13 protein-coding genes are annotated in these 14,475 nt (G+C 56.2%); 10 read left to right on the top strand and 3 right to left on the bottom strand.

The features are described from left to right. Positions 1 to 24: 24 nt before the first annotated feature. Positions 25 to 1,227, bottom strand: coding sequence for an acetate kinase (ackA, locus tag ACOI7Z_RS10290; protein ID WP_086075475.1), 1,203 nt, complete (start codon positions 1,225 to 1,227; stop codon positions 25 to 27). A 338-nt stretch (positions 1,228 to 1,565) separates the two neighbouring features. On the opposite strand from ackA, the gene yfbV reads away from it, so the two are divergent. The 4 genes from yfbV (at position 1,566) to ACOI7Z_RS10270 (ending at position 5,183) form a co-directional block, all read left to right on the top strand. Beyond that, the gene (gene yfbV, locus ACOI7Z_RS10285) at positions 1,566 to 2,021 is read left to right on the top strand and encodes a terminus macrodomain insulation protein YfbV (protein ID WP_002913194.1); all 456 of its coding nucleotides are present in this window, start codon (positions 1,566 to 1,568) and stop codon (positions 2,019 to 2,021) included. 87 nt (positions 2,022 to 2,108) lie between these two features. Continuing rightward, positions 2,109 to 2,603 (top strand): YfbU family protein, encoded by a 495-nt coding sequence (locus ACOI7Z_RS10280; protein WP_023290515.1) that lies wholly within the window; start codon positions 2,109 to 2,111, stop codon positions 2,601 to 2,603. 11 nt (positions 2,604 to 2,614) lie between these two features. Beyond that, positions 2,615 to 3,274 carry a sugar phosphatase gene (locus ACOI7Z_RS10275; protein WP_023290514.1) on the top strand — a complete coding sequence of 220 codons (660 nt, stop codon included), beginning with the start codon at positions 2,615 to 2,617 and terminating at the stop codon, positions 3,272 to 3,274. Between the two features lie 76 nt (positions 3,275 to 3,350). Continuing rightward, positions 3,351 to 5,183, top strand: a complete 1,833-nt coding sequence (locus tag ACOI7Z_RS10270; RefSeq protein ID WP_044524269.1) for an SLC13 family permease — start codon at positions 3,351 to 3,353, stop codon at positions 5,181 to 5,183. A 45-nt stretch (positions 5,184 to 5,228) separates the two neighbouring features. Here ACOI7Z_RS10270 and yfbR read toward each other — a convergent pair whose 3' ends face one another. Both yfbR and alaA read right to left on the bottom strand, forming a co-directional pair. Continuing rightward, positions 5,229 to 5,828 carry a 5'-deoxynucleotidase gene (gene yfbR, locus ACOI7Z_RS10265; RefSeq protein WP_002913188.1) on the bottom strand — a complete coding sequence of 200 codons (600 nt, stop codon included), beginning with the start codon at positions 5,826 to 5,828 and terminating at the stop codon, positions 5,229 to 5,231. Between the two features lie 81 nt (positions 5,829 to 5,909). Then, positions 5,910 to 7,127, bottom strand: a complete 1,218-nt coding sequence (alaA, locus tag ACOI7Z_RS10260; protein ID WP_004201748.1) for an alanine transaminase AlaA — start codon at positions 7,125 to 7,127, stop codon at positions 5,910 to 5,912. An 875-nt stretch (positions 7,128 to 8,002) separates the two neighbouring features. Between alaA and ACOI7Z_RS10255 the strand changes: the two genes are divergently transcribed. The 6 genes from ACOI7Z_RS10255 to nuoF all read left to right on the top strand — a co-directional run bounded on the left by ACOI7Z_RS10255 (position 8,003) and on the right by nuoF (position 14,449). Beyond that, positions 8,003 to 8,929, top strand: coding sequence for a LysR family transcriptional regulator (locus tag ACOI7Z_RS10255; RefSeq protein WP_086075473.1), 927 nt, complete (start codon positions 8,003 to 8,005; stop codon positions 8,927 to 8,929). Positions 8,930 to 9,579: 650 nt separating this feature from the next. After that, entirely contained in the window at positions 9,580 to 10,026 is a 447-nt protein-coding gene (nuoA, locus tag ACOI7Z_RS10250) for an NADH-quinone oxidoreductase subunit NuoA (protein ID WP_002913181.1), read from the top strand. Between the two features lie 15 nt (positions 10,027 to 10,041). Continuing rightward, positions 10,042 to 10,716, top strand: coding sequence for an NADH-quinone oxidoreductase subunit NuoB (nuoB, locus tag ACOI7Z_RS10245; protein ID WP_002913178.1), 675 nt, complete (start codon positions 10,042 to 10,044; stop codon positions 10,714 to 10,716). A gap of 87 nt (positions 10,717 to 10,803) precedes the next feature. After that, positions 10,804 to 12,612 carry an NADH-quinone oxidoreductase subunit C/D gene (gene nuoC / locus ACOI7Z_RS10240; RefSeq protein ID WP_004201746.1) on the top strand — a complete coding sequence of 603 codons (1,809 nt, stop codon included), beginning with the start codon at positions 10,804 to 10,806 and terminating at the stop codon, positions 12,610 to 12,612. 2 nt (positions 12,613 to 12,614) lie between these two features. Further along, entirely contained in the window at positions 12,615 to 13,115 is a 501-nt protein-coding gene (nuoE, locus tag ACOI7Z_RS10235; protein WP_002913160.1) for an NADH-quinone oxidoreductase subunit NuoE, read from the top strand. Then, the gene (gene nuoF / locus ACOI7Z_RS10230; RefSeq protein WP_002913158.1) at positions 13,112 to 14,449 is read left to right on the top strand and encodes an NADH-quinone oxidoreductase subunit NuoF; all 1,338 of its coding nucleotides are present in this window, start codon (positions 13,112 to 13,114) and stop codon (positions 14,447 to 14,449) included. Before nuoE ends, nuoF begins: the two co-directional genes overlap by 4 nt. Positions 14,450 to 14,475: the final 26 nt, after the last annotated feature.

Raw genomic sequence — 14,475 nt, 5'->3', positions numbered from 1 at the left:
CGGGTCAGGGCTGGCGGTGTGGAATTATGCGGTCAGACGGCTGGCGTCTTGCGCGATGACCAGCTCTTCGTTGGTCGGGATAACCACGGCAGGACGGGTGCCTTCTTTGTTGATGAAGCCAGACTTGCCGAAGCGGGCAGCCAGGTTACGCTCATGGTCAACTTCAAAGCCCAGTACGCCCAGTTTGCCCAGCGACAGCTCACGCACCATCGCGGCGTTTTCACCGATGCCACCGGTGAAGATCACGGCGTCGAGACGGCCGTCCATCAGCGCGGTGTAGGAGCCGATGTATTTCGCCAGGCGGTGGCAGTAGACGTCCATCGCGCGTTTAGCGTCGGCTTTTTCCTGGTAGTTGTCTTCCACATAGCGGCAGTCGCTGGTGACTTCGGTCAGGCCCAGCAGGCCGGACTCTTTGGTCAGCATTTTGTTGATGGCGTCAACGCTCATGCCCAGGGTGTCGTGCAGATGGAAGATGATGGCCGGATCGATATCGCCGGAGCGGGTACCCATCACCAGGCCTTCCAGCGGGGTCAGACCCATGGAGGTGTCAACGCACTTGCCGTTACGAATAGCGGAAACCGAACCACCGTTGCCGAGGTGGCAGGTGATGATGTTCAGCTCTTCAACCGGCTTGTTCAGGATCTTAGCGGCTTCCTGAGTCACGTAGAAGTGGCTGGTGCCGTGCGCGCCGTAACGACGAACGCCGTGCTCTTTGTACAGGCTGTACGGCAGGGCGTAGAGATAGGATTCTTCCGGCATGGTCTGGTGGAACGCCGTATCGAATACTGCCACGTTTTTGTCTTTCAGGTGCGGGAAGGATTTCAGCGCTTCAGCAATGCCGATCAGGTGTGCCGGGTTGTGCAGCGGGGCGAAGGACGCGGCGTCTTTAATGCCCTGAATCACGGACTCGTCGATGACTACGGAGCTGGTGTATTTTTCGCCGCCGTGGACGATACGGTGGCCGATTGCGGTCAGCTGAGCAGACAGTTCTGGTTTTTGTGCCAGAATAGTGTTAACGATAAAGTTCAGTGCTTCGCTGTGCGCGGCGCCCGCGCCTAATTCGGCTTCATGTTTGCCGCCGTCAATTTTCCATTTGATACGGGCTTCCGGCAGGTGGAAGCATTCCGCTAAACCGGACAGGTATTCGTCGCCGTTCACGGCGTCAAGGATAGCAAATTTCAGAGAGGAGCTACCGCAGTTCAGAACCAGTACTAACTTACTCGACATGGAAGTACCTTTTTATGATACGTGGCTAAAAAAACGTCAGTGTGTCATTAGCGTAGCGCAGGATGACCTCGACATTTATGATTAACATCATGCCTTGTTCTGTTTTCAGGCACGATGAGATAAGTACATTTGATTTTATGCCATTTTGCATAATTTTCAGCCAATGGCAGAATATGCGATAATTTGACTAGCCTGGCAAAAGAGTCTATCCGCCCTTTCAGGCGGGCACAGGATACCTGATTGCGGCATCCTTTGCCAAAATCTTTTGAACGATGTCATGCATAGTTGGTGTTTTGCACGAATTTTTTAAGTTTTATATGTAAAGTTGAGGTAAAGCCATGTCGACCCCTGAGAAACGCCCCGTTAGCTTCTTTAGCTTGTTCAACCGCGGGCAGCACTACGCCAAGACCTGGCCTCTCGACAAGCGCCTCGCGCCGGTATTTATTGAAAACCGCATCATTCGTGCCACCCGCTACGCCATCCGCATCATGCCGCCGATCGCCATTTTCACCCTTTGCTGGCAGATAGCGCTGGGCGGCCAGCTGGGTCCCGCCGTGGCCACCGCGCTGTTTGCATTGAGCCTGCCGATGCAGGGGTTATGGTGGTTGGGTAAACGTTCAGTGACGCCGCTGCCGCCTTCCATTCTTAACTGGTTCTACGAAGTACGCGGCAAACTGCAGGAGGCGGGGCAGGCGCTGGCGCCTGTCGAAGGCAAGCCCGATTATCAGGCGCTGGCTGACACGCTTAAGCGCGCCTTCAAACAACTCGATAAAACTTTCCTTGATGATTTGTAATTCACTACGGAAAACGCATATAAAAGAAGGCGCATGATTTATGCGCCTTCTTTATTTCACGCCCTACCGTGCTACAGGAGTCACAACATGGAAATGACCAATGCGCAGCGTCTGATTTTATCCAATCAGTACAAAATGATGACGATGCTCGACCCGGACAATGCGGAGCGCTACCGTCGTCTGCAAACCATCATTGAGCGTGGGTATGGGCTGCAGATGCGTGAACTGGACCGCGAGTTCGGCCAGTTGACGGAAGAAACCTGCCGTACCGTTATCGACATCATGGAGATGTACCACGCGCTACACGTCTCCTGGACCAACCTGAAAGACGCGGAGGGTATCGACGAGCGTCGAGTCACCTTCCTCGGCTTTGATGCCGCCACCGAAGCGCGTTTTCTCGGCTACGTGCGCTTTATGGTCAATGTTGAAGGCCGTTACAGCCACTTTGACGCCGGCACCCATGGCTTTAACTCGCAGACCCCGATGTGGGAGAAATATCAGCGGATGCTGAGCGTCTGGCACGCCTGCCCGCGCCAGTATCATCTGAGCAGTAACGAAATTAACCAAATCATCAATGCCTGAGGGAGGTGCCCGTGCAGTGTAAAGGTTTCCTGTTCGATTTAGACGGGACGCTGGTGGATTCCTTGCCGGTGGTGGAGCGTTCATGGTGCAAGTGGGGGGATCGTTTCGCCATCGACCATGATGAAATTCTCAGTTTTATTCACGGCAAGCAGGCCATTACCTCCATTCGCCATTTTATGCCGGGTCGCAGCGAGGAGGATATCCAGGCCGAATTCCGTTATCTCGAGCAGATGGAAGCCACTGATATCGAAGGCATCGTCGCCCTGCCGGGGGCGTTAGCCCTGCTGAATTCGCTCAATGAGGCTGGGATCCCGTGGGCGATTGTCACCTCCGGCTCGATTCCGGTTGCGCACGCGCGTCACCGCGCGGCGGGCCTGCCGATGCCGGAGGTGTTTGTCACCGCAGAGCAAGTGAAGCACGGCAAGCCGGCGCCGGACGCCTATCTGCTGGGCGCCGAGCGGCTGGGGCTGCCTGCCGGGGAGTGCGCGGTGGTGGAAGATGCGCCGGCGGGTCTGCTCTCCGGGCTGACGGCAGGCTGTCGCACCATCGCGGTCAAGGTGCCTGCCGATGCCCCCCGTCTGGATGAAGCCGACCTTGTGCTGAGCAGCCTGGAAGATCTGCTGGTTGAACGCCAGGCCGACGGCGTGGTGAATGTGCGTCTTAAAGCGTAAACCCATGATTTCGCCCCGCGTCGTCGGGGCTTTTTTATGCCACTATGTCGACTCCCACTTGTGACAAGGAAACGTTGTGAACGGTGAATTGATTTGGGTTTTATCCCTCCTGGCCATCGCGGTTGTGCTGTTTGCTACCGGCAAGGTGCGCATGGATGCTATCGCCCTGATGGTCATTGTCGCCTTTGTCCTCAGCGGCACGCTGACGCTGACCGAAGCTTTTTCCGGGTTCAGCGATCCTAACGTGATCCTGATTGCCGCCCTGTTTATTATCGGCGACGGCCTCGTGCGTACCGGGGTAGCCACCAAGATGGGCGCCTGGCTGGTGAGCGTAGCAGGCAACAGCGAAACCAAAATGCTGATCTACCTGATGCTCACCGTCGCCGGGCTGGGCGCGTTTATGAGCTCCACCGGCGTGGTCGCCATTTTCATTCCGGTGGTCCTTAGCGTCTCGGCGCGGATGAATACCTCCCCCTCGCGGCTGATGATGCCGCTGAGCTTCGCCGGGCTTATCAGCGGGATGATGACCCTGGTGGCGACGCCGCCCAACCTGGTGGTCAACAGCGAACTGCTGCGCGAAGGGCTGCACGGCTTCAGTTTTTTCAGCGTCACCCCGATTGGCCTGGTGGTGCTGATCCTGGGCATCGTCTATATGCTGGCGGTGCGCTTTATGCTGAAGACGGATAATGGCGAATCCGCGCGCGATGGACGAAAAAGAAGCACCTTCCGCGATTTGATTCGCGAATATCACCTCACCGGCCGCGCCCGCCGACTGGCGATCCGACCCGGTTCGCCGATGATCGGTCAGCGGCTGGATGATTTAAAGCTGCGTGAGCGCTACTGTGCCAACGTTATCGGCGTTGAGCGCTGGCGGCGGTTCCGTCGGGTGATTGTTAACGTCAACGGGGTATCGGAATTTCGCGCCCGCGACGTCCTGCTGATCGATATGTCCGCCTCCGATGTCGACCTGCGCCAGTTCTGCGGCGAGCAAATGCTCGAGCCGATGGTGCTGCGCGGCGAGTATTTTGCCGATCAGGCGCTGGATGTGGGGATGGCGGAGGTGGCGCTGATCCCGGATTCAGAGATGATAGGCAAAACGGTGCGTGAGATAGCCTTCCGCACCCGGTTTGGTCTCAATATCGTCGGCATGAAGCGCGATGGCAAAGCGATGGATGGTTCCGTGGTCGATGAGCCGCTGCAGCTCGGCGATATCCTGCTGGTGGTCGGCAACTGGCGGCAAATTGCCCTGCTGGCGAAGCGCGGTCGGGATTTCGTGGTGCTCAATATGCCGGTTGAGGTCGATGACGCTTCGCCGGCCCACAGCCAGGCTCCGCACGCGATTTTCTGTCTGGTGCTGATGGTGGCCCTGATGCTGACGGATGAAATCCCCAACCCCATCGCCGCGATCATCGCCTGTCTGCTGATGGGCAAATTCCGCTGCATCAACGCCGAAAGCGCCTACAAGGCGATCCACTGGCCGAGCATTATTCTGATTGTCGGGATGATGCCGTTTGCCCTGGCCTTGCAGAAAACCGGTGGGGTGGATCTGGTGGTCAAGGGACTGATGGACGTTGCCGGAGGCGAGGGGCCTTATCTGATGCTCGGCTGCCTGTTTGTGATGTGCGCGGCGATAGGCCTGTTTATCTCTAACACGGCCACCGCAGTGCTGATGGCGCCTATTGCCTTAGCGGCGGCGAAGTCGATGGGCGTGTCGCCCTATCCCTTTGCCATGGTGGTGGCGATGGCGGCTTCGGCGGCGTTTATGACCCCGGTCTCCTCGCCGGTCAACACCCTGGTGCTTGGCCCGGGTAAGTATTCCTTCAGCGACTTTGTAAAGATTGGCGTGCCCTTTACCGTGCTGGTAATGGTGGTCTGCGTCCTGCTGATCCCGGTGCTCTTCCCGTTTTAAGGTATGCAGGCCGGGTAGGGGGCGACCGCTGCCCGGCCTGAAAAATTACAGCGGCGAATCCTGGCTGATTTCATCCAGCGACAGCTGGAAGCTCGGGACAAACACCTGCATAAAGTAATCCATCTCCGCGCTGCGCCGCGACGCCAGCGTTTTTTCCAGACGGCCTTTGGCCAGCAGAAATTCGTTGTTGCCCGCCGACAGCTCTTCGAGGCATTTCAGGTAGGCGCAGAGGGCGTCAGCCTGTTTGACGATCGACTGCTCTTCCTCACTGTAGTGATGCTCGTCAATCAGCGGTTCGAAAATATCGCGCAGCTCGTCAGGCACCATATCCACCAGCTTCTGCTGGGCGATTTTCTCAATCGCCTTATATTCCTGGGCAATCTGCGAATTGAAATATTTCACCGGAGTAGGGAGATCGCCAGTTAAGACCTCCGAGGCGTCATGGTACATCGCTAACAAGGCGATACGCTCGGCGTTGACCTGGCCGCCGAATTTGCGGTTTTTGATCGCCGCCAGCGCGTGGGCGACCATCGCCACCTGCAGGCTGTGCTCGGAGACATTTTCAGTACGCACGTTGCGCATTAGCGGCCAGCGGTTAATCAGTTTCAGACGGGAGAGGTGGGCAAAGAAATGACTCTGACTCATAGGAACCCTTAATCAGTGACAACATCGGGTTCCATTGTGCGCAGGGATCGCCGCCGGATGCAAATGCCGGCGGCGGCACGATTACAGCTGATGGTAGCCGGAGAGGAAGCGGCCGAAGCGGGAGATCGCCATCTCCAGGTCGTCTTCGCGAGGCAGGGTCACAATGCGTACGTGATCCGGCCACGGCCAGTTAAAGGCAGTACCCTGCACCAGCAGCACTTTCTCCTGCAGCAGGAAATCGAGCACCATTTTCTGGTCATCGTGAATATTGAAGCGTTTGGCGTCGATTTTCGGGAACATGTACAGCGCGCCTTTTGGCTTCATGCAGGAGACGCCCGGAATATCGTTGATCAACTCCCAGGCGCGGTTGCGTTGTTCATACAGACGCCCGCCGGGAATGATGAATTCGCTGATACTCTGGTAGCCGCCCAGCGCCGTCTGGATAGCATGCTGGGCCGGCACGTTGGCGCACAGACGCATCGACGCCAGCATTTCCAGTCCTTCGATATAGCCTTTCGCATGTTTTTTCGGGCCATTCAGCACCATCCAGCCCTGACGGAAGCCGGCGACGCGGTAAGTTTTCGACAGTCCGTTGAAGGTCACCGTCAGCAGATCGGGCGCCAGAGCGGCGATCGAGTGATGCTGGGCTTCGTCGTAGAGGATCTTGTCGTAGATCTCATCGGCGAAAATAATCAGGTTGTGCTGGCGGGCGATCTCCACGATCTCCTGCAGCAGCTCTTTGGAATAGACCGCGCCGGTGGGGTTGTTGGGGTTGATGATCACGATCCCGCGGGTGCGAGGCGTAATTTTAGCGCGGATATCGTCAAGATCCGGGAACCAGTCAGAGGATTCGTCACACAGATAGTGCACCGCTTTACCGCTGGAAAGGGACACCGCCGCCGTCCACAGCGGGTAGTCCGGGGCGGGTACCAGCATCTCATCGCCGCTGTTTAACAGCGCCTGCATCGCCTGGACAATCAGTTCGGACACGCCGTTGCCGATGTAAATATCTTCCACGGTGACATCGCGCATTCCCCGCGCCTGGTAATGCTGCATGATGGCTTTACGCGCCGAGTACAATCCTTTCGAATCGCAGTAACCCTGGGCGGTAGGCAGATTGCGGATGACGTCGACGAGGATCTCGTCAGGGGCTTCGAAGCCGAAGGGCGCCGGGTTGCCGATGTTCAGTTTCAGAACCTTATTGCCTTCTTCTTCAAGACGTTTCGCTTCTTTCAGAACCGGGCCGCGGATGTCATAACAGACGTTCTCTAACTTGCTGGATTTTTCGATGGGGGACATGAATCTTGACCTTTTAGCTGTTATCGCCACTCCCTGCCGTGGAAGTCAGCACGGAACAATGTACTCCGCCTCCCCGCTGTTTTGAAGGCTTTGCAGGAGAAGATTTTGCTAACGCAGGATTTTAAGCGTAATTGATTTATCTGCTGCTTGCTGATTTTTCCTGTGGTTTATGCCTTTTCATGGCATTTTTTCGGTCGTCTATGTTGAGGTAGTGCCTTTTTTACCATCATTTATCTGGTTTGTTTGTCGGGTAAACGGGGGGCTGAAGAATGGATGGCCGCAAAAAAACGCTATCCTTAATGTAATAGCGGTTGATTTGTAATCTTGATGTTAAGTAATTTTAATAAAAAACTGTGCGCAAGCGCATTATTATTATTTTTGACAGGTAATAATCTGAGGTTTGTTAATTTATATAAAATGTTGAAAAAAATTTAAAATTAACTCAGTTAATCCTTATTAAGGCTTATAAAAAGGATGGGAATCGGTTAGAATATCGCCGTTAATATCAGTGGTAGTCGGTATGATTTACGGCTGAATTGGTATCTAATATATTGTTATTACAGAATTTTATTGTTCGTTTTTCGCCAAAAAGAAGTCCGGCGAAAGAGAGGCTTTCTCACCACCACTGTGCGATTTCCCGGGGCGACGTATGACGCCTTGCTGGCCGTGGTAATTAATAATAATGAGGAATACGAACAATATATTACTCCGGTGTTCTGCGCATTTGCTCAGATGAGTACTTTGGCATGTAATAACGTTCGTCCAGTTGTTTATCCGCCATCTGACGGTGAGCACAAGGCTCAGGGAATAGCCGGAAACCTGGCGTAAAGCATCAACAAGGCAGGTCAGCGTTAGCCACCTGTAAGTGAAGAAAGATGATTAATACAACACGTCCGATACTCAACCTCGATCTCGATCTGCTGCGCACCTTTGTAGCCGTCGCTGATTTGAACACCTTCGCCGCCGCCGCCGCTGCAGTGTGCCGTACCCAGTCCGCGGTCAGCCAGCAAATGCAACGCCTGGAGCAGCTGGTTGGCAAGGAGCTTTTCGCTCGTCACGGACGCAATAAACTGCTGACCGAGCAGGGCATCCAGCTGCTGGGCTATGCCCGCAAAATCCTGCGCTTTAACGATGAAGCCTGCATGTCGCTGATGTATGGCAGTCTGCAGGGGGGACTGACCATCGGCGCGTCGGAAGAAACCGCTGATACTATCCTGCCGTTTCTGTTAAACCGCATCGGCTGCTTCTATCCCAGAATGACGCTGGAGATTAAAGTCCATCCCCACGCCGTCATCATGGCGATGCTGAGCGGGGGAGAGGTCGATCTGGCATTAACCACCCATCAGCTTCCCGGTTTTACCGCTTTCACGCTGAGAACGTCGCCTACCCTCTGGTACTGTGCGGCGGACTACGTGCTGGCGAAAGGGGAATCGATCCCCCTGATCCTGCTCGAAGAGCCTGGCCCGTTCCGTGAGGACATCATCGCCGCGCTGGAGGCTGCTCGCGTCTCCTGGCATCTGGCCCACGGCGCCTCGTCGCTCTCCGGGGTGAAAGCGGCAGTGAAAGCCGGGCTGGGGGTCACCGCGCGTCCGGTCGAAATGATGAGCCCGGATTTGCGCGTGGCCGGCATTAGCGATGGCCTGCCGGTCCTGCCGGATACCCGGTACGTCGTCAGCTGCAATCCGCAGACGGTGAGCGAACTACCGCAGGCGATTTTTCAGTCTCTGAGCCAGGAGAGCGATCCCTGGCGCGCGGGGCCGGTACTTACTCCGGAAGAGGGAGGAAGCACCTTCATTTTGTGAGGTTATTTTGCTAACAAAGATCACAAAAACTGGTAACAGAATGTAAGTGTCCAAAAAGAGCCTCAGGGGTGGGTTTCTCGTCTGGTGGCTCTTTTTTTTGCACTCTTATTGATGTTTTGAATCTTTTTTTTATTTCTTTGCAGAAAAATCAGCATATTGGCGTGACCGGACGCTCACCTTGTCGACTTTTTCCTGCACTTTCAACACTTCCTGCTAATGTTAAAAAACCGGATGGATTGTTGCCGATTTCCTGGGGTAATTAACAAAACCGTGTCGCAGATCAAGAAAATACCCCTCTTTGGGGGGAGGAATCGAGGCTAAATCCTGTCAAAATAGCAGGGATTTTTGATTTACGACGGAAACGGACACGATTCAACAACACTAAAACCGAACAGTATGCAAGGTTATTTCGCATAAAAGGGCATTTAATGTTAATGAAAAGATTCCAATGTAAATTAATGTTATGAAAACTTTTGTTAAAGTTGACAAAAGGTTAAAGAAAGGGGTAAAAAGCCACGGCATCTGGGCTTCTCACATCTTCCAGGGACGCTTTTTTGCACGGTTATTTTTTATTCCTCCCGTGAAACGCTGTGGCGTTCATCTGCCAGTAAGAGCAGAGGGTTTTGGCGCTACACTTTTTTGGTTAAGCAATGCGTATGTCAACATCCACTGAAGTCATCGCTCATCACTGGGCATTCGCTATATTTCTCATCATCGCTATCGGTCTGTGCTGCCTGATGCTCGTCGGCGGTTGGTACCTTGGCGGTCGCGCGCGCGCGCGAAGCAAAAACACGCCGTTTGAATCGGGGATCGACTCCGTTGGTTCGGCCCGCTTACGTCTTTCTGCGAAGTTTTATCTGGTTGCCATGTTCTTCGTGATCTTCGACGTGGAAGCCCTGTATCTCTACGCATGGTCGACCTCCATCCGCGAGAGCGGCTGGGTCGGCTTTGTGGAAGCCGCAATTTTCATTTTAGTGCTACTGGCTGGTCTGGTTTATCTCGTTCGCATCGGCGCACTGGACTGGACGCCTGCGCGTTCCCGTCGCACGCTGGTTAACCCGGAAACAGACAGTCCCACTAACCGTCATATGCAGTAAAAGCGAGGCAATAAGATGGATTATACGCTCACCCGCATAGATCCTAACGGTGAGAACGACCGTTACCCCCTGCAGAAACAGGAGATCGTTACCGACCCCCTGGAGCAGGAAGTCAACAAAAGCGTGTATATGGGGAAACTCGAACACGCGCTGCATGACATGGTGAACTGGGGCCGTAAGAACTCAATTTGGCCGTATAACTTCGGCCTTTCTTGCTGTTATGTGGAAATGGTGACGTCATTCACTGCGGTGCATGACGTTGCGCGCTTTGGGGCCGAAGTTCTGCGCGCCTCTCCGCGTCAGGCGGACCTGATGGTGGTCGCCGGAACCTGCTTCACCAAAATGGCGCCGGTTATTCAGCGTCTCTATGATCAGATGCTGGAGCCGAAGTGGGTGATCTCCATGGGTGCCTGCGCGAACTCCGGCGGCATGTACGACATCTATTCCGTCGTCCAGGGCGTGGATAAATTCATTCCGGTCGATGTGTACATCCCGGGCTGCCCGCCGCGTCCGGAGGCCTATATGCAGGCGCTGATGCTGCTGCAGGAGTCCATTGGTAAAGAACGTCGTCCGCTCTCATGGGTGGTTGGCGATCAGGGCGTCTATCGCGCCAATATGCAGTCGGAACGCGAGCGTAAACGCGGCGAACGTATTGCAGTGACCAATCTGCGGACGCCGGACGAGATTTAATTTGCGCCTGCGGGCGGGAGAACCACTTCGCAAATCAATCTACAACAGCGCGAAGTCTCGCCCGGCAGTCACCACGGACCTTTTGCAATGGTGAACAATATGACCGATTTAACCGCGCATGACGCCGCACCAGCCTGGCAAACCCGCGATCACCTTGATGACCCGGTGATCGGCGAACTGCGCAACCGCTTTGGGCCGGATGCCTTTACCGTTCAGCCAACCCGTACCGGCGTACCGGTGGTATGGGTCAAGCGCGAGCAACTGCTTGAGGTGGGTGATTTCCTGAAGAAATTGCCGAAACCTTACGTGATGCTGTTTGACCTGCACGGCATGGACGAACGTCTGCGCACGCACCGCGATGGCCTGCCCGCCGCGGATTTTTCCGTTTTCTATCACCTGATTTCCATCGACCGCAACCGCGACATCATGCTCAAGGTGGCGCTGTCTGAAAACGATCTGCATCTGCCGACCTTCACCAAACTGTTCCCCAACGCCAACTGGTATGAGCGTGAAACCTGGGAAATGTTTGGTATTACCTTCGATGGCCACCCGAATCTGCGTCGCATCATGATGCCGCCGACCTGGGAAGGTCACCCGCTGCGTAAAGACTACCCGGCGCGCGCCACCGAATTCGATCCGTTTGAGCTGACCAAAGCCAAGCAGGATCTGGAGATGGAAGCGCTGACTTTCAAACCGGAAGAGTGGGGCATGAAGCGCGGCACCGACAACGAGGACTTCATGTTCCTCAACCTCGGTCCGAACCACCCCTCCGCGCACGGTGCGTTCCGCATTATTCTGCAGCTGGATGGCGAAGAGATCGTCGACTGCGTGCCGGACATCGGTTACCACCACCGCGGCGCCGAGAAGATGGGCGAGCGCCAGTCCTGGCACAGCTACATCCCGTACACCGACCGTATCGAATACCTTGGCGGCTGCGTCAACGAGATGCCGTACGTGCTGGCCGTGGAAAAACTGGCCGGGATCACCGTGCCGGATCGCGTCAACGTGATCCGCGTAATGCTCTCCGAACTGTTCCGCATCAACAGCCACCTGCTGTATATCTCTACCTTTATTCAGGACGTCGGCGCGATGACCCCGGTCTTCTTCGCCTTTACCGATCGGCAGAAAATCTACGATCTGGTGGAAGCGATCACCGGTTTCCGTATGCACCCGGCGTGGTTCCGCATCGGCGGCGTCGCGCACGATCTGCCGCGCGGCTGGGATCGTCTGCTGCGTGAGTTCCTCGAGTGGATGCCGAAGCGTCTGGACTCCTATGAAAAAGCCGCCCTGCGCAACACCATTCTGAAGGGCCGTTCCGTCGGCGTGGCAGCCTATACCGCTAAAGAGGCGCTGGAGTGGGGCACCACCGGCGCAGGCCTGCGCGCCACCGGTATCGGCTTCGACGTGCGTAAATGGCGTCCTTATTCTGGCTATGAAAACTTCGACTTCGAAGTCCCGACCGGGGGCGGCGTCTCTGACTGCTACACCCGCGTGATGCTGAAAGTCGAAGAGCTGCGCCAGAGCCTGCGCATTCTTCAGCAGTGCCTCGACAATATGCCGGAAGGGCCGTTCAAAGCGGATCACCCGCTGACAACGCCGCCGCCGAAAGAGCGCACGCTGCAGCATATCGAAACCCTGATCACCCACTTCCTGCAGGTATCGTGGGGCCCGGTCATGCCGGCCAACGAATCCTTCCAGATGATTGAGGCGACCAAGGGGATTAACAGTTACTACCTGACCAGCGACGGCAGCACCATGAGCTACCGTACCCGCGTCCGCACGCCGAGCTTTGCGCACCTGCAGCAGATCCCGTCGGCGATCCGCGGCAGCCTGGTATCCGACCTGATCGTCTATCTGGGTAGTATCGATTTTGTTATGTCAGACGTGGACCGCTAATTATGCACGAGAATCAACAACCACAAACCGAGGCTTTTGAGCTGAGTGCGGCAGAGCGTGAGGCTATTGAGCACGAGAAGCACCACTACGAAGATCCGCGTGCGGCGTCCATCGAAGCGCTGAAAATTGTTCAGAAACAGCGCGGCTGGGTGCCGGATGGCGCGATCTACGCCATTGCCGATGTGCTGGGCATCCCGGCCAGCGACGTCGAAGGCGTGGCGACGTTCTACAGCCAGATTTTCCGCCAGCCGGTTGGCCGTCACGTGATCCGCTACTGCGACAGCGTGGTGTGCCACATTACCGGCTATCAGGGAATTCAGGCCGCCATCGAGAAGAAGCTGAACATCAAGCCAGGGCAGACCACCTTTGATGGCCGCTTTACCCTGCTGCCGACCTGCTGCCTGGGCAACTGCGACAAGGGACCGACCATGATGATTGATGAGGACACTCACAGCCATCTGACGCCGGAGGCAATTCCTGACCTGCTGGAGCAGTACAAATGAAAACCGTAATTCGTACTGCGGAAACGCATCCGCTTACCTGGCGCCTGCGCGATGACAAGCAGCCGGTCTGGCTGGACGAGTATCGCAGCAAAAATGGCTATGAAGGGGCGCGAAAAGCGCTGACCGGCATGGCGCCGGACGAGATCGTCACGGCGGTAAAAGACGCTGGCCTGAAAGGGCGCGGCGGCGCGGGCTTCTCCACCGGTCTGAAGTGGAGCCTGATGCCGAAAGACGAATCCATGAACATCCGTTACCTGCTGTGTAACGCCGATGAAATGGAGCCGGGCACCTATAAAGACCGCCTGCTGATGGAGCAGTTGCCGCACCTGCTGGTGGAAGGCATGCTGATCTCCGCGTTTGCGCTGAAGGCCTACCGCGGCTACATCTTCCTGCGCGGAGAGTATATCGAAGCGGCCCAGCATCTGCGCCGCGCGATTGCCGAAGCCACCGAGGCGGGCCTGCTGGGGAAAAACATCCTCGGCACCGGTTTTGACTTCGAGCTGTTTGTCCACACCGGGGCAGGGCGCTATATCTGCGGCGAAGAGACGGCGCTGATTAACTCCCTGGAAGGTCGCCGCGCTAACCCGCGCTCCAAGCCGCCGTTCCCGGCGAGCTCCGGCGTGTGGGGTAAGCCGACCTGCGTCAACAACGTGGAAACCCTGTGCAACGTGCCGGCGATTTTGGCCAACGGCGTTGAGTGGTACCAGAACATCTCCACCAGTAAAGATGCCGGCACCAAGCTGATGGGCTTCTCCGGCCGCGTGAAGAACCCGGGCGTCTGGGAGCTGCCGTTCGGCACCACTGCCCGCGAGATCCTGGAAGATTACGCCGGTGGCATGCGCGATGGCCTGAAGTTTAAAGCCTGGCAGCCGGGTGGGGCAGGGACCGACTTCCTCACCGAAGCGCACCTCGATCTGCCGATGGAGTTCGAAAGCATTGGTAAAGCGGGCAGCCGTCTGGGCACCTCGCTGGCGATGGCCGTTGACCACGAGATCAACATGGTCTCGCTGGTGCGCAACCTCGAAGAGTTCTTCGCCCGCGAGTCCTGCGGCTGGTGTACGCCGTGCCGCGATGGGCTGCCGTGGAGCGTGAAGATCCTGCGCGCCCTGGAGCGCGGCGAAGGCCAGCCTGGCGATATCGAAACCCTTGAGCAACTGTGTCGATTCCTGGGCCCGGGTAAAACCTTCTGCGCGCACGCGCCGGGCGCGGTTGAGCCGCTGCAGAGCGCGATTAAATATTTCCGCGAAGAATTCGAGGCTGGCATTAAGCAGCAGTTCAGCAATACCCATGCAATCAACGGGATTCAGCCGAACCTGCTTAAGACGCGCTGGTAATCTAAAGGTTTTTTTATTTTTGGAAG

The organism is Klebsiella sp. C283, from assembly GCF_048822555.1.
In the GTDB taxonomy this organism is placed as follows: Bacteria; Pseudomonadota; Gammaproteobacteria; order Enterobacterales; family Enterobacteriaceae; genus Klebsiella; species Klebsiella quasipneumoniae.
This window is presented reverse-complemented; position numbering and strand designations above follow the sequence as displayed.